Annotated in this window: 18 protein-coding genes; 5 read left to right on the top strand and 13 right to left on the bottom strand. The window is 71.0% G+C overall.

What is annotated here, in order from left to right:
• Positions 1–115 precede the first annotated feature (115 nt).
• The gene (locus tag K6T25_RS03115; RefSeq protein ID WP_345778228.1) at positions 116–952 is read left to right on the top strand and encodes an aldo/keto reductase; all 837 of its coding nucleotides are present in this window, start codon (positions 116–118) and stop codon (positions 950–952) included.
• Between the two features lie 117 nt (positions 953–1,069).
• Positions 1,070–1,828 carry a hypothetical protein gene (locus tag K6T25_RS03120; protein WP_225917792.1) on the top strand — a complete coding sequence of 253 codons (759 nt, stop codon included), beginning with the start codon at positions 1,070–1,072 and terminating at the stop codon, positions 1,826–1,828.
• Between the two features lie 73 nt (positions 1,829–1,901).
• Here K6T25_RS03120 and K6T25_RS03125 read toward each other — a convergent pair whose 3' ends face one another.
• The 9 genes from K6T25_RS03125 to K6T25_RS03165 form a co-directional block, all read right to left on the bottom strand.
• The gene (locus K6T25_RS03125) at positions 1,902–3,062 is read right to left on the bottom strand and encodes a DUF373 family protein (RefSeq protein WP_222916429.1); all 1,161 of its coding nucleotides are present in this window, start codon (positions 3,060–3,062) and stop codon (positions 1,902–1,904) included.
• Positions 3,063–3,175: 113 nt separating this feature from the next.
• Positions 3,176–4,192, bottom strand: coding sequence for a signal peptide peptidase SppA (gene sppA / locus K6T25_RS03130; protein WP_222916431.1), 1,017 nt, complete (start codon positions 4,190–4,192; stop codon positions 3,176–3,178).
• Positions 4,193–4,317: 125 nt separating this feature from the next.
• Positions 4,318–5,241: a coiled-coil protein gene (locus tag K6T25_RS03135; RefSeq protein ID WP_222916433.1), complete on the bottom strand. Its 924-nt coding sequence runs from the start codon at positions 5,239–5,241 to the stop codon at positions 4,318–4,320.
• A 334-nt stretch (positions 5,242–5,575) separates the two neighbouring features.
• On the bottom strand, positions 5,576–6,379 hold the full coding sequence (locus K6T25_RS03140) for a metallophosphoesterase (protein ID WP_222916435.1): 804 nt from the start codon (positions 6,377–6,379) through the stop codon (positions 5,576–5,578).
• Entirely contained in the window at positions 6,379–8,103 is a 1,725-nt protein-coding gene (locus tag K6T25_RS03145) for a hypothetical protein (RefSeq protein ID WP_222916437.1), read from the bottom strand. Before K6T25_RS03145 ends, K6T25_RS03140 begins: the two co-directional genes overlap by 1 nt.
• Positions 8,104–8,152: 49 nt before the next feature.
• Entirely contained in the window at positions 8,153–9,418 is a 1,266-nt protein-coding gene (locus tag K6T25_RS03150) for a Single-stranded DNA binding protein (protein WP_222916439.1), read from the bottom strand.
• A gap of 180 nt (positions 9,419–9,598) precedes the next feature.
• Positions 9,599–12,445: a DNA mismatch repair protein MutS gene (gene mutS, locus K6T25_RS03155; protein WP_222916441.1), complete on the bottom strand. Its 2,847-nt coding sequence runs from the start codon at positions 12,443–12,445 to the stop codon at positions 9,599–9,601.
• A gap of 225 nt (positions 12,446–12,670) precedes the next feature.
• Positions 12,671–13,033: a hypothetical protein gene (locus tag K6T25_RS03160; protein ID WP_222916442.1), complete on the bottom strand. Its 363-nt coding sequence runs from the start codon at positions 13,031–13,033 to the stop codon at positions 12,671–12,673.
• 57 nt (positions 13,034–13,090) lie between these two features.
• Complete coding sequence (locus tag K6T25_RS03165) at positions 13,091–13,666, bottom strand: zinc ribbon domain-containing protein (RefSeq protein WP_225917793.1); 576 nt, start codon at positions 13,664–13,666, stop codon at positions 13,091–13,093.
• 134 nt (positions 13,667–13,800) lie between these two features.
• Here K6T25_RS03165 and K6T25_RS03170 point away from each other — a divergent pair, with 134 nt between their 5' ends.
• Positions 13,801–14,478, top strand: coding sequence for a DsbA family oxidoreductase (locus K6T25_RS03170; protein ID WP_222916443.1), 678 nt, complete (start codon positions 13,801–13,803; stop codon positions 14,476–14,478).
• 99 nt (positions 14,479–14,577) lie between these two features.
• Positions 14,578–15,459 (top strand): DUF7839 domain-containing protein, encoded by an 882-nt coding sequence (locus K6T25_RS03175; protein WP_222916445.1) that lies wholly within the window; start codon positions 14,578–14,580, stop codon positions 15,457–15,459.
• Between the two features lie 206 nt (positions 15,460–15,665).
• Here K6T25_RS03175 and K6T25_RS03180 read toward each other — a convergent pair whose 3' ends face one another.
• The 4 genes from K6T25_RS03180 to K6T25_RS03195 form a co-directional block, all read right to left on the bottom strand.
• Positions 15,666–16,484, bottom strand: a complete 819-nt coding sequence (locus tag K6T25_RS03180) for an SDR family NAD(P)-dependent oxidoreductase (RefSeq protein WP_222916446.1) — start codon at positions 16,482–16,484, stop codon at positions 15,666–15,668.
• Between the two features lie 154 nt (positions 16,485–16,638).
• The gene (locus K6T25_RS03185) at positions 16,639–17,787 is read right to left on the bottom strand and encodes an acyl-CoA dehydrogenase family protein (RefSeq protein WP_222916447.1); all 1,149 of its coding nucleotides are present in this window, start codon (positions 17,785–17,787) and stop codon (positions 16,639–16,641) included.
• A gap of 97 nt (positions 17,788–17,884) precedes the next feature.
• Positions 17,885–18,745, bottom strand: a complete 861-nt coding sequence (locus K6T25_RS03190) for an alpha/beta fold hydrolase (protein ID WP_222916448.1) — start codon at positions 18,743–18,745, stop codon at positions 17,885–17,887.
• A 96-nt stretch (positions 18,746–18,841) separates the two neighbouring features.
• On the bottom strand, positions 18,842–20,065 hold the full coding sequence (locus K6T25_RS03195) for an acyl-CoA dehydrogenase family protein (RefSeq protein WP_222916449.1): 1,224 nt from the start codon (positions 20,063–20,065) through the stop codon (positions 18,842–18,844).
• Between the two features lie 122 nt (positions 20,066–20,187).
• On the opposite strand from K6T25_RS03195, the gene K6T25_RS03200 reads away from it, so the two are divergent.
• On the top strand, positions 20,188–21,258 hold the full coding sequence (locus K6T25_RS03200; protein ID WP_222916450.1) for a phosphotransferase family protein: 1,071 nt from the start codon (positions 20,188–20,190) through the stop codon (positions 21,256–21,258).
• Positions 21,259–21,362 lie beyond the last annotated feature (104 nt).

Consider the following 21,362-nt stretch of genomic DNA (forward strand, 5'->3'; position numbering starts at 1 on the left):
GGGCCGACGACGTACGGGTCGAGCGCCGTCGCGGCGACGACGAGACACACCCGCATACCGGCAGTCCGCGCGCCTGCCACAACGCCTTTTCGCGCGAGCCGCGTCCGATCGGTCGATGACAGACCAGCAGTCCGTCGACCCCGACGACGTCCCGTCCGCAAACGGCATGCCCATGCTCGGGCTCGGCACCTGGGAGAACACCGACCCCGAAGCGTGCCGCACCGCGGTCGCGACGGCCCTGGAGATGGGGTATCGCCACGTCGACACCGCCCAGATCTACGGCAACGAGGCGGAGGTGGGCGACGGCATCGAACGCGCCGATGTCGACCGCGAGGACGTCTTCCTCGCGAGTAAGGTGTGGATCGACAACCTCGCGCCCGCGGACGTGCGACGAACGACCGAGGAGAGCCTCGACCGGCTCGGCGTCGACGCCGTCGATCTCATGTACGTCCACTGGCCGGCCCGCGAGTACGACGCCGAGGAGACGCTGAACGCGTTCAACGAGCTGTACGACGACGGCCTGATCGAGCGGATCGGGATCTCCAACTTCGAGCCCGAACAGGTCGCCGAGGCCGTCGAGATCAGCGACGCGCCGATCGTCGCGAACCAGTTCGAGTGCCACCCGCTGCTCCAGCAGGAGGCGCTTCGAGAGGCGTGCGCCGACCACGACGTGGAGGTCGTCGCGTACTCGCCGCTGGCGCGGGGGCAGGTGTTCGACGTGCCGGAGCTGAGCGAGATCGCGGAGAAGCACGGCGCCAGCGAGGCGCAGGTGAGCCTCGCGTGGCTGCGCGAGAAGGGCGTCACCGCCATCCCGAAGGCGACGAGCGAGGCGCACATCCGCGACAACTGGGAGTCGGTCGCGCTGGATCTCGACGACGAGGACGTGGCGACGATCGACGACATCGACCGCGAGGACCGACGCGTCGACCCCGGGTTCGCGCCCTGGAACTGAGGGCAGCGACGGCGACCCCGCGGGCGGTCCCACGCTCGGTCGCGGACGAATCGCCCGACTGATACGAGAGGGGCGCGAACGAAACCTTCAATCGGCGGCCGCCGGATCGCACGCTCGATGGAGCAACGTTCCACGGGGCTGTTGGGTGCCGTCCGGATCGACATCGCCAGGCTCCACGCCACGTGGATGGAGCTGGCGTTCCCCCGCCAGCTCGACCCCGGCAGGGTCGTCGGGAAGTGGACGCCGGAGACGACACTCCAGACGGCCACGTACTACCTCTGGGCGGGGCTCGGCGTCCCGCTGGTCGCCGTCGGCTATCCGCTGTTGCTGTTCGGCTTCGCCGCACGCGCCTACGTCACGAGGGTCGACTCGGCGGCCACGCGGCTGGGCCTCGTCGGCGTCGTGCTCCTCTCGCTTGTCGCGTGGGGTGCACTCACCGTCGCCGCCTGGGTCAGGGAGTTCTCGACCGGCGGCCTGCTCGCCGTCGGCGCCGCCGGCGCCGTCGCGACCGTCGCCGCGGCCGTCGCCGTCGGCGCCTCCCGCCTCGGCGGTCGCGGAACGAGCGTCCTGATCGCGTACCCCGCCGCCGTGACCGCGTTTCTCCTCCCGCCAGTCGTCGCGGCGCTGTACTCGCCCGCGCTGGCGGACGTTGTCTTCCCGAACACCACGTCGCTCGCGGTGTGGCTTCTCGATGGCCCCCTCGCAGTCGGCGGCCTCGGCGATCTCATCCGCGAGCGCTTCGACCTCCGCGGAACCGCCTACGTCCTCATGTGGGTCGGAATCTCCGTGCCGGTCGGCTGGCTGTTCGGGCTGCTCGTCGCGCTCGCGGACGTGGTCCGACCCAAGCGCGACGCCGGAACCAGCACGCGAATCTGACACGGCGAGTACCGCGCGACCGGGCGATAGGTCGAACCGGACGGTCGCCACGACCGTCGGTCGACGATCCCGCTCAGCCGCCGTCGCCGCGGTTTCCGCCGATGCTCGCGTCGCCGGTCGATCCGGAGCCGGTCTCGTCGATGACCTCGTCGAGGGTTTCGTCGGAGACGCTGGCGGCGACCCGGACCCCGACGAGCGCGAGCGCGATGCCGCCGACGATGAACACCGCGAGGCGCTCGGTCGGCGACAGCGCGTAGCCGAGGAGGACGAGCGGCTCCTTGCCCGCCTCCTGTTCGAGGAAGTAGCCCGCGAAACCGCGAAACAGCAGTCCGACCGCGAGCACGCCGAAGGGGAGGTTCAGATACGGCGTCCGGACGCCCTCGTCGCGGATGAGCTCGTCGAGCAGTCGGCCGAACGACGCCGTCAGGGCCGCCAGCGCCAGCCACGGCACCGCGGCGTACGTGAACTGCAGGCCGGCCACGAACTCCGCGCCCGCGACGGGCGACGCCGAGAGGACGCCCAGGAAGACGCCGACGATCGAGAGCCCGAGCGCGGCGACGTACGTCACGACCGACACCTGGCCGGAGTACAGCGCCTCGCGGGCGTGGTCGGGGGCCGACTCGACGACCTCGTCCATTCCCATCCCGTAGTACAGCAGCGTCGCACCGAGGAGGGTCGTCACCGCCGCAACCGCGATGGCGGGCGAGAAATACACGAGCAACGCCGGGAGGATGAGTAGCCCGACCCCGATCGGGACGAGGACGGTCTCGCGGAGCTCCTCGTCGGCCATGAACTGCTTGAGGAGGTAGTACGTCGACTCCAGGTCGCGCGCCTGCCGGACGACGACGCGGTCGACCGCGTCGACGGGCAGCCGCGACTCGACCATCGGGACCGCGCGCTCGTCGGCGGCGGAGTCGATGACCACGACCGCGGAGTCGAACTCGTCGGTCGCGAGCACGTCGTCGAGCTGGCGCGCGAGCGCGCGGTCGGCGCGGACGGCGGAGTCGCCCGCGCCGGAGACGACCGCGACGGCGACCTCCTCGCCCTCGTCGGAGAGGTCGCGAGCGACCCGAAGCGACTCCAGCAGCGAGTTTACGCCGGCGTCCTCGGGGTCAGCGAGGCCCAGATCCGTCACGAGCGACCGGACCGCCTCCCAGCCCACGACCGGGGTGTCGACGCCGGCCTTCCGGCCGACGTCGTTCGAACGGTCCACACACAGGACCAGCGTCGTCACGTACGCATCGAGGTACCCCCGGGTCAAAAAGGCCACCCCGTACGGTGGCGGGCCGGACGCCCCGCTGTCGCACTGGGGTGGGATCTCGGTGGTGGCAACGCGGCCTCGCCCTCCTACCGCCGGAACCGGACGTCGATCCCCCCGGGCGCGCCCTCGCCGGGGAACGCGCTCGCGACGCCCGCCCCGAAGGCGTACGCCGTCGCGGCGGCGCCGCCGCGGAGGCGACCCATGAGCCCTCTACTGGGCGTGAACTCCTCGACGACGGCCTCGCTCCCGCTCAACTCCTCGATCCGGTCGAGCACGGCCTCGCGGTCGCCGAGCCCGTCGACGAGCCCGCGCTCGTGAGCCTCCGTCCCGAGGAACACCCGTGCTTCCGTCTCGCGGACCGCCTCCTCGTCCATATCGCGGCCCTCGGCGACCTGTTCGACGAACTGGTCGTAGTAGTCGTCGACGATGCCCTGGAGATAGGCTCGTTCGTCCGGCGAGATCTCCTTCAGCGGGAGCCCGGCGTCCTTGTACTCGCCGGCGGTGAACTGCTCGTAGCTGACGCCGAGGCGGTCGGCGAGTTCGTGGACGTTCGGCCGCGACCCGATGACGCCGATGGAGCCGACGACGCTCCCCTCGCGCGCCCACAGCTCGTCACAGCCGATCGCGATCGCGTAGCCGCCGCTGGCGCAGGTGTCGGTCGCGTAGCCGACGGTCGGCCCGTCGAAGCGCTCGGCGGCCAGCCGGATGTCCTCGCTGGGGACGATCTGCCCGCCCGGCGTGTTGAGCTTCACCAACAGCGCCTCGGCGTTCGGGTCCTCGTCCGCGCGCTCGATCTGTTCGACGACCTCGTCGGCCCCGGGGGATCCGGGCGACGGCGGAAACCCGCTCGCGTCGCCGTCGCGGGTGATCGGCCCCTCGACGGCGACCTCCGCGACGGTGTAGTTCGCGAACCGCGAGGCCAGCGTCGCCCCGGCGACCTTGAGCGCCACCGCGACGACGAGGACCGTGAGCACGACGCCGATCAGCTCGGCGAGGTCCCCGGGGAGGATCACGAACAACACGTACCCGACGACCGCCGCGAGCACGGCGGCGACGGCGAGGACGGCCACGCTGGCGACCGACCGCTTCGTGGACGATGTCATACCTCCCGCTTCGACCGGAGCGGGAATAAGATCCGGTGACTCGCCGAGGGCGACGGCTACGAGCGTGGGGAAACTGCAGAATCGTCAAACCGCGATTCGGACCGTCAGAGCGTCGAGTTCCGTGCTCAGAGAAGCCCGGTCTTCTGGAGCTTCATCAGGTCCTCGGTGTCGAGGGTTTCGCCTTCCTTGAACTTCTGGTAGATCTCCTCGGCTTCCTCGCGCTCCTCCTCCATCTTGGCCTCGCGCTCCTCCTTCTTCTCTTCCTCCTCCTCTTTGTCCAGTTCGCGCAGGCGCTTCTGGACGCGGACGAAGTCCTCGTGGTGCTGGTCGGCCGACTCCTGTGCCTCCACGAACAGCTCGTGCATGGCGTCCGCCTCGTCGCGGATCTCGTCGGCCTCCCGGTAGGCCTCGATCATCTGGTTGTGGTGCTCCTGGGCCTCGTCGGCCAGCTCCGTCACCTTCTGGTGGTGCGTGGACGCCTCCGAGCGGACCTCCTCGGCCTCCTCGATGAGCTCCTCCAGCTCGCCGCTCTGGTCGACCTTGCCCTTCTTCTCGGCGAGCTTCTCGCGCTTGTTCTCGATCTTCTCGATGAGTTCGCGCTCCTCGTCGGTGCCGAGGACTTCGGTCTGCTGTTTGAACTCGAGGTCCTCGATCTCCTCTTTGAGCTCCTCGATGGACTTGCCCGAGCCGAGCTCGAGGTCCTGTTTCATCTCCTCGACCTCGTCGAACAGCTCGTTCGCCTCGGCGTTGAGTTCGTTGCGCGACTCCTTGTGCTCCTGCACCTGCTCGTTGAGCTCGTCCCGCGACTCGCGGTGTTCCTGCGCCTCGTCGACCTTCTCGCGAGTCTTCGCGTTCAGGTCGTCGCGCTTGGACGCGCGCTCGGACGCCATCTGGTTGAGCTCGTTACGTCGATCACGGAGCTGACCGGCCTTCTTGATCAGTTGCCCCTTCGAATCGTTCTCCAACTCCTCCTCGGAGAGGGAGACGTTTCGTTGTTCATCCAACTGATCGAGACCGTATTCTTCGAGAACTTCCTCTTTCGTTACCATGGTTCGTTACCTCGACACCATACTGCTTCGGACTGAGCGGACGCTCCGCGGCTTCCTGCGTCCGTCTGGGGGTGAAAACACCGTGTCATTCAGCGATCGATGCCACCACGCCCGAAGGCGTTCTGGTAGATGTACATATACGGTTTCCGTATATAACTCCTTCGCTGTTTCGCGCCGAAAACGCGTGATACGGACCCTCACACGCCCGAGAACGTGTGATCCGCTCACACAGCGATGCTCGTTCGACCGATCCGCCAGTGTCTGACCGGGTAGTTTCCGACTCGGCCGGAATCGGACGGGCGATTGCGGATCCGGCACCGCGGCAGCCACCCAGTCAGACCTCGCGGTACGAACCCAGTCGAGTGCCGTCGAGGAGGTACGCCTCCCCGTCGGCGAGTCCGGCGGGGAGAAACGGCGCGAGAAAGCCCTGTCCCTCGACGTTCACCCACGTGCCGCCGGAGCGGTCGTTGAACGCCGGGAACACCACCAGCTCCGGATCGTGCCACTCGACGCCGGCGCCCGCGAGATCCGCCTCGACGTCGAACGTCTCCCGCGCGAGCGGCCCACGCAGCCACGCCTTCTCCGCGCGCGCGCCGCCGACGGCGTCCTCGAGTCTGACGGCGACGTGCTCGTGGCCCATGCAGATCACGTCGGCCCCGAGCACCGCGGGCGCCGGCCACGTGTGGCCGTGGAGCACGCCAACGTCGCCGAGACGGGCGCCGCCGGCCGCGGTCACGTCGAGACGGTCGCCGAACGACTCGGCGATCCCCGTGTCGTGGTTGCCGAGCGCGAGCGTTACGGGGACGCCGACCGCCGACAGCAGCGCCTCCAGCTCCTCGGTCTCGGCGTCGCCGGCCCCGCCGATCCGGTGGCTCAGGTCGCCGAGGACGACGAGCCGGTCGGCCCCGGTGCGCGCGAGCAGGTCGAGCAGACGCCCCCGTCGCTCGTCGCCGGCGCTGTCGAGCTCGATGCCGCGCTCGTAGCGGAGACCGGCCTCGATGCCGGCGTGGTAGTCCGCGACGAGCAGTCCGGTCTCGTCACCCAGGTCGGCGACGGCGGCGGGCGCGTCGGGCACCGGCTCGACGAGCGGGTGCGACCGCCGGTCGGGAGCCGCGCCGCGGTCCGCGCCGTCGGCCATCAGATGGGCTTGAGCGTTCCGTCGCCCGGCTCGTAGCACTTCCCGCTCATCAGCGCCTCCTGGATGGCGTCCTCGGCGTCGCCGGGGTCGGTCCCGTGGCGCTCGACCGCCGCCGCGACGACCGCATCGTGGTCCACACCGTCACCGTCGTCCAGATCGGTCATCACCGCGACCACGGCGTCCTCGAGGTCGATATCGGCGTCTTCGACGTCGTCAGTGCTGTCGGACGCAGCGGTACCGGTGCTATCGGACGGAGTGGCGTCGGACACGGCGTCAGCGTCGGCGACGGTGTCGCCGTCGTCCGCTTCCGGCTCCGCCGGCTCGTTCAGCTCCGCGGAAGCGGCGTCGACGTCGTCGTCGGGGTCCGGCGTCTCGATGCCGGACTCGCCCGCGTCGGGGACCTCGCTCCCGGTGGAGAACTCGACGCCGTGTTCCTCCTCGACCTCGCGACGCTCCTCCTCGGAGAGCGCGTCCTCGAAGTCCTCGGGGTCGACATCGGTGTCCGCGGTGTCGTCCCCGCCCGCGTCGAACTCGCCGAGGGCGTCCGTCTCGTCGAGCGCGCCCCCGTCGTCGGTCGCGCCCTGCTCGCCGCCGGCGTCGAACTCCCCGAGGCCGCCGTCCGCGTCGTCGAAGTCGCCGAGGTCGTCGCCGGCGGCGTTCGCGGGCTCTCGCTCCGCCTCCTCGCTCCCGTCGACGTCCGCTTCGCCGGCCGGCTCCGTCGACGCCCCAGTCGACCCGGCGGCCGTGGTGTCGGTCGCGGCCGAGTCGTCCTCGCCGGCCTCGTCAGCGGTGTCCGCGGTGTCCGCGGACTCGACAGGCGCTGGCTCGGCGTCCGCGCCAGGGTCGGCCTCCGCGACGTCGACATCGTCGTCGGTCGGCTCGGCCGCCTCAGCCGGTTCGCCGGCCTCGTCGGCGTCGCCCGCGCCGGCCGCGTCGGATACCGGCTCGGGCGCGCTCGCGCCTTCGAAGTCGAACGGGAGTTCGGGGAGCCGACCAAGGTCGGCGCCGCCGCGGTCGCCGGGGTCGGCCGCGAGCGGACGGACTTCCTCGCGCTCGTCGGCGACGACTTCGAGCGCGTCGACCGCGAGCGTCCGAACGGCCTCCAGGTACTCGGTTCCCGTGTCGTAGTGGTCGATCGCCAGCGGGACCCCGGCGGCCTGCGCCGTCGGCACGCCCGCGTCCTCGAGGCGGGCGCGGAGCCGGTCGCCGCGCTCGTCCATCGCGAGCGCCGCCGCGAACACCGCGACCCGCCGGAGCGTCGCCTCGGCGGCGGAGACGACCCAGCGATCGCGGGTGTCGGCGTCGACGGTCGCGAAGCTCTCCGGGCGCACGGAGGTGTACACTGTCTCGGAGTCCTCCGGCTGGAACGTCCGGGCCTTCCCCGTGAGCGCGACGAACGCCGGCGGCGTCGTCCGGTCGAGGAACGCCGCCTCGTCGGGCTGGTACTGGCCGGCGTACGTGACGAACGCGCCGGTCGGATCGACGACACGACCGCGCAGCGTCTGCTCGTTTATCGACTCGACCTCGGTGAGCACGCCGACCGCGAACAGGCGGTTGACGCGCAGGCCCGTGGGGGTGACGACGTAGTTGGGCGCGCGCTCCTCGTCGCTCTCGGAGTGGTCGAGGTCGGCGTCGTCGAACTCGGCGGCGAACACCCGGTGGGCGACCTCGCGGTTCCCCGGTCCGGGGTCGCTCCCGTCGTCGCCCTCGTCGCTGGCGCTCACACGGACCACCCCATGTGGTCCGTGTGGGTTCGACGTGAATCGTCGTAACTCACGCGCCCACCTCCTCGAGGAGGCCGGCCGCGCGCGCGGCGGGGTCGTCGTCGTTCGCCGCGAACTCCGTCGCGTCGAGGTTCGCGCCGTACTCGTCGACCGAGAGGTGACCGCGCACGCGGAACTCCCGCCCTACGAGCGTCTCGGCGATGTCGTCGGCGACGACGTCCCTGCTCATCGCGTCGCGGGCGGCCTCCAGCGCGTCCTCGAGGGTGCCGCCGTAGATCTCCTCGGTGAGGTCGCGGTCGAGGATCGCGGTGACGGTCGCGGTGCCGTCGTCGAGGATCGCCTTGATCCGGAGGTCGTCCTCGGGGTCGACCTGTCCGTGGCTTCGACACTGGCCGTTCTGGACGAGGCGGCCACACTCGGGACAGCGCTCGATAAGTCCCGACCCGTCGCGGACCTCCAGCACGTTGCCGAGCACCTCCACGTCGTACATCCCGCCGGAGGTGACGGCCTCGCCGATGCTGACGCGGGGAGCCTCGTCGCTCACCTCGACGCTCGCGGGCGAGGTCTCGGTGAACTCGGTGAGGTTCACCGAGGGGACGCCGCGGAACTCCCGGACGTACACGTCCTCCATGCGGAGTTCGGCGCCCTCGACGACTTCCTCGCGGGCCTGCCAGTCGGTGAACGGAAGCCGGGCGGTCTCGTCGCCGAGCACCCCGGAGTGGATCGTCGTCTCGCCGTCGCGGCCGTCGATAGTGCGCTGTTCGAGTTCGAGCACCTTCGCCTCGACCGTGCGGCCGCGGTCGCCGGCCGAGAGGTCGACGAGGTCGCGGTCGCCGCCCACCTCGTACGGAACGTCGAGCGTTTCCCCTTCCATCGCGACCGACGAGGACTCTCCGAGGTTGAGTTCGGGCTCGCCCTCCCACTCGCGGACGCTCGCGTTGCCGATCGTGACGGTGTCGCCCGGCTCGAAGCCGAAGTCCTGCCAGGCGGTGTAGCTGATCGTCCCGGTCTCGTCCGCGAGTTCCCCCTCCCGGATGACCGTGTCGTCGCCCTGATACCGGATCGAGCGCCTCCCGACGGTCAGCACGCGCGCGGTGACGGTGACGTTGCCCGATTCGGGGCGCACGTCCGCGATGTCGACCGCCGACGGCGAGGCGTCGCCGCCGCCCCCGCCGCCGTACTTGCGGCGGACCGACTGCTTCGCCTCGTCGATGGGGACGCTGTACTCCAAGAGGTTCTCCAAGTCGCGCTTGACCTCCGCTTTGTCCTCGCCGAGAGCGGAGGCGAGCTCCTCGGCGTGTGTGTCGATGTCCATGTGTTCCGTCCCGGTCTACCTCCCGACTCCTGTTAAACTCTCCGCGCGCTCGCGTTGCGGACGGAGGGTTCCGGCGGGGCGCTCGTCGGCGACGTGCGGATCGACGACCGATCACGGGAGCCCCGTCGACCGGGAGCCGTCCGCGATCACCCTCCTTCGAGCCGTTCCGTGCGGCCTTCCTCACTCCTCGTCCGCGTCCAGTCGCGCTTGCCACTCCTGCACCTTCGCCATCAGCTCGACCGGCGGCGTCTCGTTCACGTTCGTCTCGCGCAGCGCCGCGAGCACGTCCTCGATCGCCGGGTCGATCCCGGCCTCGGTGGGTTCGGTCGCGGATCCGGCGTCGACGGTGGCCGGTTCGGTCGCGGATTCCGCGGCGTCGTCCGGAGCTTCCTCACCCGCCTCCGTCGTCGCGACGGCGGGTCCGTTGCCCGCGGGGGCGTCCGGTCGCTTCCCGTTCGACCCGTCGGCGTTCGCCGCGAACTCGCCCGCCGAGAGATCGAAGACCGCCTGCTTCGTCTCCGCGCCGTCGGCGCTGTCGCCGCCGCCATCGCCGCCCTTCGCCTCGATCGCCTTCTCCTCGCGCAGGCGGTCGAGCACCTCGTCGGCGCGGCCCACGACGGGACCCGGGACGCCCGCCAAGTCGGCCACGTGGACGCCGTAGCTGCGGTCGGTCGACCCCTCGCGCACGCGCCGCAGGAAGGTCACGTCGCCGTCGCGCTCCTCGGCAGTGCGGGACGAAGTCCCGCTTGAAGACGGCGAACTCGGTTCGCCGTCGACCGCGACGTGGACGTTCGCGACCCGCGGGAGGTGTTCGGCGAGCGCGGTCAGCTCGTGGTAGTGGGTCGCGAACAGCGTCTTCGCGCGCACCTCGTTGTGGAGGTACTCGGTGGCCGCCCACGCGATGGAGATGCCGTCGTACGTCGCGGTCCCCCTGCCGACCTCGTCGAGGATGACCAGCGAGTCCTCCGTGGCCGAGTGGAGGATGTTCGACAGCTCCTGCATCTCGACCATGAAGGTGGAGCGCCCCTGCGCGAGTTCGTCGAGCGCGCCGACGCGGGTGTAGACGCCGTCGACCAGCGGAAGGGTCGCGGAGTCGGCGGGGACGAAGCTCCCGGTCTGTGCCAGCAGCGCGATCAGCGCGCACTGGCGCATGTACGTCGACTTCCCGCTCATGTTCGGCCCGGTGACGATGAGGAACCCGCGCTCGCGGTCCATGTGCAGGTCGTTCGGGACGAAGTCGGTCGTCTGCTCGACCACCGGATGCCGCCCGGCCTCGATCCGGAGCTCGTCGCCGTCGGTGAACGCCGGGCGCGTCCAGTCGTTCGTCGCGGCGTGGTGCCCCAGCGCGGCGAGCACGTCCAGCTCCGCGAGCGCGCGACCCACGTCCTGCAGCAGTTCGGCCGCCGCGGCGACCCGCTCGCGGACCTCCTCGAAGATCCGGCGTTCGAGTTCCTCGCGGCGCTCCTCCATGCGGAGGACGGCCCGTTCTCGCTCCTCCAGTTCCTCGGTGACGAACCGCTTGGAGTTCTTCAGCGTCTTGATCTCGCGGTAGTGCTCGGGCACCTGTCCGGCGACGGACTTGCCGACCTGGATGTAGTAGCCGTCCGTCTTGTTGCGGTCGACCGAGACGTGACTCAGGCCGTGCTGGCGCTTCTCGCGCTCGGCGAGGGTGTCCAGCCACTCGACGGCCTCCTCGTACTCCGCCACTAACTCGTCCAGCTGCTCGTCGTAGCCGCGGGCGATGACGCCGCCGTCGCCGCCGATACTCCCCGGCGGCTCCGCGGCGATAGCCTCGCTCAGTTCGTCGTGGAGGTCGCGGGCAGCTCCCTGGTCGGGCCGGGCGAGCACGTCCGGCACCGGCGAGTCCGCGAGGGCGGTGCCGTCGATGGCGGCGGCCAGTTCCGGGAGCCGTTCCAGCGCCGAACGGACGGCGACCAGTTCCCGCGGCCCCGCGGAGCCGCTCGTCGCACGGGCCGCGAGCCGTTCGAGGTCGGCGGTGCCGTCGAGCGTGTCGAGCAGCCGGTCCCTGGCGAGGGCGGCGCTCGCGAACGCCTCGACCGCTCTCCCGCGGCGCTCCAGCTCCGAACGGTCGCGCCGGGGTCGCGTGAGCCACTCGCGGAGCAGCCGGGTGCCGGCCGCCGTCTCGGTGTGATCGAGCGTGTCGAGCAGCGTCCCGGTCGACTCGCCCCGCATCGTCTCGACGAGTTCGAGGTTGCGCTGGGTCGTCGCGTCGAGCGCGACGCGGCCGCCGGCGTCCAGTCCGCCCAGCCTCGTCATCGACGCGAGGACGCCCGCGCCCGTCTCGTCGACGTAGTGGAGGACGGCGCCGGCGGCCGCGACCGCGGGGTCGGCGTCGAGCCCGACCGCCGCCAGCGCCTGCGTCCCGAACTGCTCGCCGAGGCGGTGGCGGGCGCGGCCGGGCGCGAACGCCTCCGCCTCGTGAAGGGTGAGCCGGGCGTCGGTCGACTCCCGGAGGTCGGCGAGCCGGGCGTCGTCCTCGCGAACGCCCGGCCCCGGAAGGAGCTCCACGGGCGCGAAGCGGTGGAGTTCCCCGCGCACGTCGTCCAGTTCCGCGAACGCCGCGGCGTGGAATCGGCCGGTCGTCACCTCCGCGAACGCGACGCCCCAGGCGTCGCCGTCGGCGCCGTCGTCGTGCTCGACGGCCGCGAGGTAGCGCGCCTCGGCGCCGTCGGGGTCGACGACGGTGCCCGGGGAGACGACGCGCTCGATCTCGCGGGCGTGGCCGTCGTCGGTCTCGTACTGTTCGGCGACGGCGACGCGGTAGCCGCGCTCGACGAGCGCCTTCAGGTACGGCGTCAGCTCCGACAGCGGGACGCCCGCCATCGGGTACGAGGAGCCGTGGCTCGACTTCTGGGAGACCTTGAGGTCCAACTCGTCGGCGACGAGCTCGGCGTCGTCGTCGAAGAACTCGTAGAAGTCGCCGCACTGCATCGCGAGCACGTCCGCGTCCGTGGACTCCTTCAGCGAGAGGAACTCGCCCACGATGCCGCCGGCGTCGGTCGTCATTGTCCGGTAGGAGGTGGTGCCGTGTCCGGGTAAAACGCTACGGGTCAGGTCCGACTAGTACGGGTCCGGTCCGACCGGCGTACGAGGCCGCCGCGGCCCGGGGCGACGCCCCTACCCGACGCCCGCGGAGAAGCGGCGACGGTCCGTACTGCGTTGCGGCGGGCGCTTCTACGTTTCGCCTCCGAGCCAGCGTCGTTCCTGCCGGCTTCGATCGCGCACGGTCCGTCAGACCCCGGGGATACCGAGCGCGGAGAAGCCGCCGAAGCCGACCGCCGCCAGGAGCGACAACACCAGCGAGGCCGCGAGCCACCCGACCAGCGCGATCCCGGCCGCGGTGATCCAGCCGCCGTTGTAGCGCCACTTGATCACCGCGAGGTACGCGAGATACGTGAGCACGGTCCCGAGCAGCGGCAGCCAGCCGAACAGCACCGAGACGACGAGCCACGCCAGCGCGCCGATAACGGCGGTCCAGACGGCGTGCTCGTAGCTCCGGGCGTCCGACAGCAACAGCGCGCCGGCGTAGATGCCGATGCCGCCCACCAGCGCACTGACGACGAACACGATGACTGAGTCGATGACTGCGACCATACTTCGCCTCCGTCGCCCACCGGGGAAAGTGCGGTGACGATTTCGGTCCGTCGAGAGCTACGGGTTCGACTCCTCGCGGTCGGTGGCGCCGTCGGCCGCGTCCGGGGCCTCGGGGTCGCCCCAGTGGAGCCGCGTCGTACACCACGGACAGAAGTCGAGGTCGGCGTCGAGGTCCTTCCCACAGTTGGGGCACGCCGGCGCCTCGGCGGTGTCGCTCGGTTCGCGACCCGGCGTTCCGGCGCCGCTCGTGCCGACGCCGGGTCGAGACGCGCTGTCCGCGCCGGGCGCCCCGTCGACGTCGTCCGCGACGGCCGCAGGTCTCGCGGGACGGACGCCCGCGTTCTCGCCGGTCTCCCGGGCGAGCAGGTACGCGTCGACCGCGCTGGCGGCGACGACGATCACCGGCGGCAGCGCCTCGACCGGGTTCGCTATCTGAGCGCCCGTGTTGAGCGCCTCGATGACGTCCGGCGGGACCAACAGCAGGATCGCCGCGAACGTCGCCGCGAACCACCCGAACCCGCGGAGCCATCGCCGGAGATACGCGTGGCCCAGCCCGGTGACCGCGAGCGCGAGCAGAACTGCGAGCCACGGCCGCTTGCGACCCGTCGGGCCGCCGAGACGGGGGAGATTCATACCACAAATCGGGGGACGCACCCGTGAAAAACCCGCCGGTGGGCGCCCGAACTCACCGTCGGAAGCGACTCCGTCGAGAACCACGATCCACCGGGAGCGACGAACACAAACCCGTGGCTGGTCTTGATCACTCCATGAGCACAGGTGACGCTGCCCCGACCGACGACGCGACCGACCGACGACCGGTCACGGTCTACTCCGATTTCGTCTGTCCGTTCTGCTATCTCGGACGGGCGTCGCTGCGGCAGTACCGCGACGACCGCGCGGAGCGCGACCTTCCCGAGGTCGACGTGGAGTGGCAGTTCTTCGACCTCCGCGGACACAAGCGCGGCCCCGACGGCGAGATCCGCGACGACGTCGACGACGGCAAAGACGAGGACTACTACGATCAGGTCCGGGAGAACGTCGAACGCCTGCGCGAGGAGTACGACGCCGACGGGATGCTCGAGTTCGACGAGGTCCACGACGCGGACTCGTGGGACGCACAGCAGGCCGCGCTGTACGTGAAAGGGTCGTACGACCGCGACACGTTCCGGGCGTTCTACGACGCCGTCCTCGAAGCCCACTGGGAGGACGGGCGCGAGATCGACGATCTGAACACCCTCGTCGAGCTGGCCGAGTCGGTCGGCGTCGACGGCGAGGAGATCCGCGACGCCGTCGACGACGGGACGCTGGCCGAGGAGCTGGAGGCGCAGTTCGAGGCGGCCCGCGAGCGCGGCGTCACGGGCGTGCCGACGTTCGTCGCCGACGGCCACGCCGCCCGCGGGGCGGTGCCGCCGGCGCAGCTCCGGCGGCTGCTCGAGGGGAACTGACGGCGCGAGCGCAAACGCAGTTGCGGTCGATCCGCCCACGGCCGCGATATCGGGAGGCGGACCACAACGCTATTTGTGTCCGTGGCCCCACCCTCGGATGTGAGCGACGACGGTACGGACGGCGGGGCCGACCTCGGCGTCCTCCGACACAAGCGCGACGCGACGCGGTATCGGATCCTCGTCGAGATCGCCGAGCGTCAGCCCGCGGTGAGCCAGCGCGAGATCGCCGACGCCATCGGGGTCACCGCGCAGGCCGTCTCCGAACACCTCGGCGACCTGGCGGAGGGCGGCTTCGTCGACCGCGAGGGGCGCGGCCGCTACCGCGTCACCAAGGAGGGCGTCGACTGGCTCATCTCCCGTACCGACGAACTCAGCGAGTACCTCGATCACGTCACCAGCGACGTGCTCGGCGACGTGGAAGTCGAGACCGCCCTCGCCGACGGCCCCGTGGAGGAGGGCGACCGCGTGGGGCTGTCGATGCGCGACGGCGTCCTCCACGCACACAGCGTCGCGGAGGGAGACGGAGACGACGACGCGGGGGCCGCCGTCTCCGGTTCCGACGGCACCGACCGCACCGACGGCGCCACCGCGGTCGCGGTCACGGCGGCCGACACCAGGCAGGACGTCGGCGTCGCGGAGTTCGACGGCGTCGTCGACTACGAGTTGGGCGCCGTCACGGCCGTCGTCGTCCCGGCGGTCCGCGACGGCGGAAGCCGCACGGTCGACCCGTCCCGCCTGCGCGGGTTCGCGGCCGACGCCGACCTCGTCGTCGCCGCCGGAACGGAGGCGATCGCCGCCGTCAGACGGCTCGACCGGGAGCCGGACGTGCGCTTCGGCACGGTCGACGCCGTCCGCGAGGCCGCCATGCGCGGGCTCGACGTGCTGCTCGTCGTCGCCGCCGGTCGACTCTCCGCGCACACCGACGGCCTCCGCGAGACCGCCGTCGGCTACGAGGTCGTCGACACGTCCCGCGAGTCGTGAGCCGCGAGGGCCTGATTCTCAATAATGATTCTCGCGGCCGTACGTTGAAGTAGCGACTTTCGGAGATCGAGATATGCGCACCGAGACCGCCGTCCGGATTCGCCTGGGCCTGGTGACCGCAGCGGTGCTCGCGGCGACGACGCTGGCCGCGCTCGGACTGACCAGCATCGCGCTGTGAGTCACGTGCCCGCCACCGACGTGACCGACTACTGCTGTGGCAGTTCTTCGCCCTGCGGGACGCCCTGTGCCGCCACCGTCTCGCCGGTCATGTAGCTCGCCGCGTCGCTCGCGAGGAACCGAGCGATATCCGCGATCTCCTCGCTCGTGCCGATCCGGCGGTCCACGTCGCCGCGGTCGACCTCGTCGGCGGAGACGCCCATCTGTTGCTCGACGCCCGGCGTCGCCACGAACCCCGGAGCGATGCAGTTGACCCGCACGTCTCGGCCGGCCCACTCGAGCGCGAGCGTCTCGGTGAGGTTGATCACGCCCGCCTTCGCGGCGCCGTAGTGGCTCATGTACTCGGCGGCCCGTTGCCCGGCGACGCTCGCGAGGTTGACGACCGCGCCGCCGCCGTCGGCGAGGTGCTCGCCCGCCGCCTGCGTGCAGTGGACGGTGCCGTGGAGGTTGATGTCGACGACGGTCTCCCAGCCGTTCGCGGAGATGTCCTCGAACGGCGCCATGAAGGAGGCGCCCGCGTTGTTCACGAGCACGTCGATCCCTCCGAACTCCTCGACCGTGGCCTCGACGAGCGCGTCGACGGCGTCGCGGTCGGTCACGTCGCACTCGACGGCGAGACAGCGGCCGTGCCCGTCCGCCGACTCCGCGGCCTCGTTGATCCCCTCGGCGACGGGGTCGACGTTCCCCTGCTCGCGCGAGCAGACGACCACGTCGGCGCCGTCGGTCGCGAACTCCTCGGCGATCGCCCGGCCGATCCCGCTGGAGGCGCCGGTGATCACCGCGGTGGAGTCGGCGAGCGAGAAGCGCTCGGCGAGGCGGGACGCGGCGTCGTCGCCGGCGTCGGTCACGCCGTCCACCCCGTGATCTGCGTCGGGTTCGTGGGCGTCCGCGTGGTGTGCATCGTCGAACCGTCCCGAGGCGGGGATTCGAACATCGGCCGCGACTCGGGCGGCGCGTCACATCAATCCCGGGGGCGGCGGGGACCGCGACCCGGACGGGCCCTCAGAACACCTGATCGGAGATGATGTTCTTCTGGATCTCGGAGGTGCCCTCGTAGATCTTCGTGATGCGCGCGTCGCGGTAGAAGCGCTCGGCGGGATGGTCGGTGACGAAGCCGGCGCCGCCGTGGACCTGGATCCCCTCGTCGGCGACCTCGACGGCGCGCTCGGAGGCGAACAGCTTCGCCATCGACGCGAACTTCGCGGCCAGTTGGTCGTTTCCGTCGGCGTCGACGACCGAGGCCGCGCGGTAGGTGAGCGACCGGGCCGCCTCGACGTTCGTGGCCATCTCGGCCACCTTGTGGGAGATCGCCTGGTACTCTTTGATCTGCTGGCCGCCCTGTTCGCGCTCCTCGGCGTACTCGATCGCCGCATCGAGCGCGCCCTGTGCGGCGCCGACCGCCTGTGCCGCCACGGAGGTGCGGCCGCCCGCGAAGAACGCCATCAGCTGGTAGAACCCCTGGTCGACCGCGCCGATCACGTTCTCCTCGGGGACGCGCACGTCGTCGAGACGGATCTCCGCCAGATCGGACGCGCGGATGCCGAGCTTGTTGTCGATCTTCGTCGGCTCGAACCCCTCGCGGTCGGCCTCCACGAGGAACGCGGTGATCCCTCGGTGTCGCTCGCCGGGCGAGGTCTTCGCCATCACGACCGCCACGTCGGCGATCGTTCCGTTGGTGATCCACATCTTGTCGCCGTTGAGCACCCACTCGCCCGCCTCCTCGTCGTGTTCCGCGCGGGTCTCGATGCCCGCCACGTCGGAGCCGTGGGCCGGCTCGGAGATGCACGAGCAGGTCGCGGCGTCGCCGGCGGCGACCTTCGGGAGCCACTCCTCTTTCATCCACTCGTCGCCGAACTCCTGGATCATCGTGGTGCCGAATCCCCGCGAGCCGATGGCCGACCCGATTCCCGGGTCCGCACGCCACAGCTCCTCGGTCACGACGACGGAGGTCAACAGGTCCATCCCCGCGCCGCCGTACTCCTCGGGGATCGTCGGCGCCACGAGGTCGTACTGCGCGGCCTCCTCGACGAGGTCGTCCGGATACTCGCGCGACTCGTCGTGCTCGCGCGCGACGGGGCGGATCTCGTTTTCGCCGAACTCTCGCACCACGTCGCGGACCGCCTCCTGTTCGCTCGAAAGCTGGAACGACATGGCGGCCGTAAACTTTCCACTCGTAAATAATTCCCGCCGACTCCGGTCGCGATGGACCCGCGGCGAACGACTTCGGGAACCGGGTACCGTGGACCGGTCAGTCGTCGAGGAACGCGCCCAACTCCTCGCGATACCCCTCGGTCCGGTCGTGGGTGACCCAGTGGTAGGCGTCGTCGAGCCCGACGACCTCGGCGTCGCCGGCGACGGCGTCCGCGAGTCGGTCGGCGTTGTCGATCGGCTGGAGCACGTCGTCGGCGCCCCACAGACACAGCGTCTCGGCGGTTATCGCGCCGTAGTCGATGGACGTCGTGTGGTTGGTGTTCGTCGCGACGGCCGCCCGCGCCAGCGCCGTCCGGCCGCCCTCACGGGCCCACGGCGCCCGCATTCCGGCGACGAACCTCGGGTCCGCCTCGCCGTGGGCGCCCTCGTCGAACAGGAACGACAGCTTCTCCTCGAACTCGTCGTCGTCCCACCCCTCGACGACGCCGGGGACGCCCAGGGAGTTGATGAACTCGACCGGCCACGAGTCGAAGCAGGCGGCGTTCGACACCGCCAGCTTCCGCACGTGCCGGGGACGCGCGGCGGCGTAGCGGAGCGCGACCCCGCCGCCGATGTCGTGGGCGACGAGGTCGACCTCGTCGGACGCCGACTCCGCGACGAGATCGGCGAGGACGCTCGTCTGGGCTCGGACCGACCGGTCGAAGTCGTCGCTTCGCTGGGAGTTGCCGTAGCCGACGAGGTCGGGCGCGATCACGTGGCGGTCCTCCGCGATCGCGGGGGCGATCCCCCGCCAGAGGAACGACCACGTCGGGATACCGTGAAGGAAGATCACCGGCGGCCCCCGGTTGTCGCGCCCGGCCTCGTAGTACGCCACGTCGAGTTCGCGCCCGTCGACGACCGCCGTCGTCGTCGACTGGGCGGCCGTCCACGCCTCGTGATCCGCGTCGAGTGCGACCATGGCAGTTCCGTCGCTCGGGGGGAACAAAAATCGGGGCGTCGGTCCGCGGCCGTCGCCACGCCGGGCCTCGGCGGGCGCCGAGCCGCCCTCGCGGACCTACTTGCCCGGCTCGCCGTATCTGGTGACGTTCTCGAGCTCCGACTCGTCCACGTCGGCGAAGGCGTCGCGGGCGATGACGCGCCGGTGGACCTCGTCGGCGCCGTCGATGATCCGGAACTGCCGGACCGACTCGTAGAAGTCGCCGATCGGGAGGTCCTTCCCGATCCCGTTGCCCCCACACAGCTGGAGCGCGGTGTCGACGATCTCCTGTACCGTGTTGGCGGCGAACGTCTTGCTCATCGCCACCTGCACCCGCCCTTCCTCGCCGCGGTCGATCCGGTCGGCCGCGTCGCGAACCATCGTCCGCACGGCGTGGAGTTCGGTCTCGGCGTCGGCCACGTCGTGACGGACGGCCTGTTTGTCGGCGATCGGCCCGCCGAACGCCTCCCGCTCGCTCGTGTACGCCTTCGCCACGTCGAGCGCGCGCTCGGCCATGCCCGCAAAGCGCATGCAGTGGGTGAGCCGCGCGGGGCCGAGCCGCTGTTGGGCGTGGGCGAACCCCTGGTTCAGAGTCCCGAGCAGGTTCTCCTCGGGGACGCGCACGCCGTCGTACTCGATCTCCGCGTGGCCGACGCCGGTCACCTCGCCGCCCACGTGGGGAACGTCGCGGACGACGTTCACGCCGGGCGTGTCGGCGGGGACGAGGAACAGCGACGTGCCCTCGTACGGGTGCGCGTCGGGGTCGGTGCGGGCCATCACGATCAGCACGTCCGCCTCGGTGCCCCCGGTGGTCCACCACTTGTGGCCGTCGATGACCCACTCGTCGCCCTCCTTTTCGGCGCTGGTGCGGATCATCTTCGGGTCCGAGCCGCCGCCCTGCATCGGCTCGGTCATCGAGAACCCCGAGGAGATCTCGCCGGCGACGAGCGGGCGGAGCCACCGCTCCTGCTGCTCGTCGGTGCCCAGCAGCTCCAGGGTGTGCATGTTGCCCTCGTCGGGCGCGTCGACGCGGCAGGCGGCCGCACCCAGCAGCGACCGCCCGGCCTGCTCGAACATGGGGAGCACGTCCCGGAAGTCCATCCCCATGCCGCCGAACTCCTCGCCGATCTGCGGGCAGAACACGTCGTATGCGCGGGCCGCCTCCCGGAGGTCGGCGAGCTGCTCGTCGCTCACGGGGCCGTTCCCGAGCACCTCCCGCTCCACCGGGATGACTTCCTCCTCGACGAACTCGCGCGTCCGCTCGGCGAGCGCGTCCGCCGCCTCGCTGTCGTCGTACTCCATACCGAGAGGACCGACCGCCGGGGCAAAACAGTACCCCCGAAGGACCGCCGGAACCGCACGGCGTGGACGCGGTCGGTCCCCGACCCCCGGCGTTTTTCGTTCGGGGTGTGCAACCAATCTGCATGTCCGACGACTCCGAGGCGTACGTCAGCCGCCTCGTCGACCCGCCCGCGCTGCGCGAGCGCCTCGCCGCCGAGTTAGGGCCGGTCGACGAGTTCGACGTGCGCCGCCACGCGGAGGGCCACTCCAACGAGACGCTGTTCGTCACCTACGGCGACCGCGGACTGGTCGTTCGGCGGCCGCCGCCCGGCGAGACCGCCGAGACGGCCCACGACGTGCTCCGGGAGTACCGCGTGCTTGACGCGCTGCAGGCCACCGCCGTACCGGTGCCCGAGACGGTGCTCGCGTGCGACGACCACGACGTGCTCGGCTCGGAGTTCTACGTGATGGGGCGGACCGCGGGCGACGTGCTCCGCGACGACGAGCCCGAGCGCTTCGCCGCGCCCGAGCACCGCCGCCGCGTCGGCGAGGAACTCGTCGACACCCTCGCCGCGATCCACGCGGTCGACCCCGAGGCGGTCGGCCTCGGCGACTTCGGCCGCCCCGAAGGGTTCACCGAGCGCCAGGTGAATCGGTGGGCGAAACAGTTCCAGTGGGCGTTCGAGGTGACCGCCGAGGACCGCGAGGTCCCCGAGATCGCCGAGGTGACCGAGTGGCTGCGGGACAACTGCCCCGCCGACCACGAGCACGCGCTCGTTCACGGGGATTACAAGCTCGACAACGTCATGTTCGCGCCGGGGACGCCCCCGGAGCTGGTCGCCGTCCTCGACTGGGAGCTGTCGGCGCTTGGCGACCCGCTCACGGATCTGGGCTGGATGCTCTCCTTCTGGCGCGACCCGGGCGACCCGGCGCCGGCGACGCCCGAGCTGACCTCGACGTTCATGGAGCGCGACGGGTACCCAAGCCGTCGGGATCTCGTCGCGCGCTACGAGGACGCGTCCGGGATCGAGTACGAGCACGACCGCTTCTACCGCACGCTCGCGGTGTACAAGCTCGCCGCGCTGGGCGAGATGTTCTACCGCCGGTATCTGGAGGGCAACAGCGACGACCCGCTGTACCCGACGATGGAGACGCGGGTGCCGGCGCTCGCCGAGCGGTGCCTGCGGATCGTCGACGGCGAGGAGCCGCTGTAGTCCGACGTCGGAATGCCATCCGCGCCGGTTCGTCCGCGGAGCCGTGTGCCGTCGTGACACGCGTCCGCCACGCGAACTAAGTCGACGGCGACCCTACGACGGAA

The organism is Halobaculum rubrum (assembly GCF_019880225.1).
In the GTDB taxonomy this organism is placed as follows: domain Archaea; phylum Halobacteriota; class Halobacteria; order Halobacteriales; family Haloferacaceae; genus Halobaculum; species Halobaculum rubrum.

What these genes read in the sequence shown, in the direction of transcription:
- K6T25_RS03115 (WP_345778228.1), top strand. Translation starts at nt 116, where the DNA reads ATGACAGACCAGCAGTCCGTCGACCCCGACGACGTCCCGTCCGCAAAC.
- K6T25_RS03120 (WP_225917792.1), top strand. Translation starts at nt 1,070, where the DNA reads ATGGAGCAACGTTCCACGGGGCTGTTGGGTGCCGTCCGGATCGACATC.
- sppA (WP_222916431.1), bottom strand. Translation starts at nt 4,192, where the DNA reads ATGACATCGTCCACGAAGCGGTCGGTCGCCAGCGTGGCCGTCCTCGCC.
- K6T25_RS03135 (WP_222916433.1), bottom strand. Translation starts at nt 5,241, where the DNA reads ATGGTAACGAAAGAGGAAGTTCTCGAAGAATACGGTCTCGATCAGTTG.
- K6T25_RS03140 (WP_222916435.1), bottom strand. Translation starts at nt 6,379, where the DNA reads ATGGCCGACGGCGCGGACCGCGGCGCGGCTCCCGACCGGCGGTCGCAC.
- K6T25_RS03150 (WP_222916439.1), bottom strand. Translation starts at nt 9,418, where the DNA reads ATGGACATCGACACACACGCCGAGGAGCTCGCCTCCGCTCTCGGCGAG.
- mutS (WP_222916441.1), bottom strand. Translation starts at nt 12,445, where the DNA reads ATGACGACCGACGCCGGCGGCATCGTGGGCGAGTTCCTCTCGCTGAAG.
- K6T25_RS03160 (WP_222916442.1), bottom strand. Translation starts at nt 13,033, where the DNA reads ATGGTCGCAGTCATCGACTCAGTCATCGTGTTCGTCGTCAGTGCGCTG.
- K6T25_RS03165 (WP_225917793.1), bottom strand. Translation starts at nt 13,666, where the DNA reads ATGAATCTCCCCCGTCTCGGCGGCCCGACGGGTCGCAAGCGGCCGTGG.
- K6T25_RS03170 (WP_222916443.1), top strand. Translation starts at nt 13,801, where the DNA reads ATGAGCACAGGTGACGCTGCCCCGACCGACGACGCGACCGACCGACGA.
- K6T25_RS03185 (WP_222916447.1), bottom strand. Translation starts at nt 17,787, where the DNA reads ATGTCGTTCCAGCTTTCGAGCGAACAGGAGGCGGTCCGCGACGTGGTG.
- K6T25_RS03190 (WP_222916448.1), bottom strand. Translation starts at nt 18,745, where the DNA reads ATGGTCGCACTCGACGCGGATCACGAGGCGTGGACGGCCGCCCAGTCG.
- K6T25_RS03195 (WP_222916449.1), bottom strand. Translation starts at nt 20,065, where the DNA reads ATGGAGTACGACGACAGCGAGGCGGCGGACGCGCTCGCCGAGCGGACG.
- K6T25_RS03200 (WP_222916450.1), top strand. Translation starts at nt 20,188, where the DNA reads ATGTCCGACGACTCCGAGGCGTACGTCAGCCGCCTCGTCGACCCGCCC.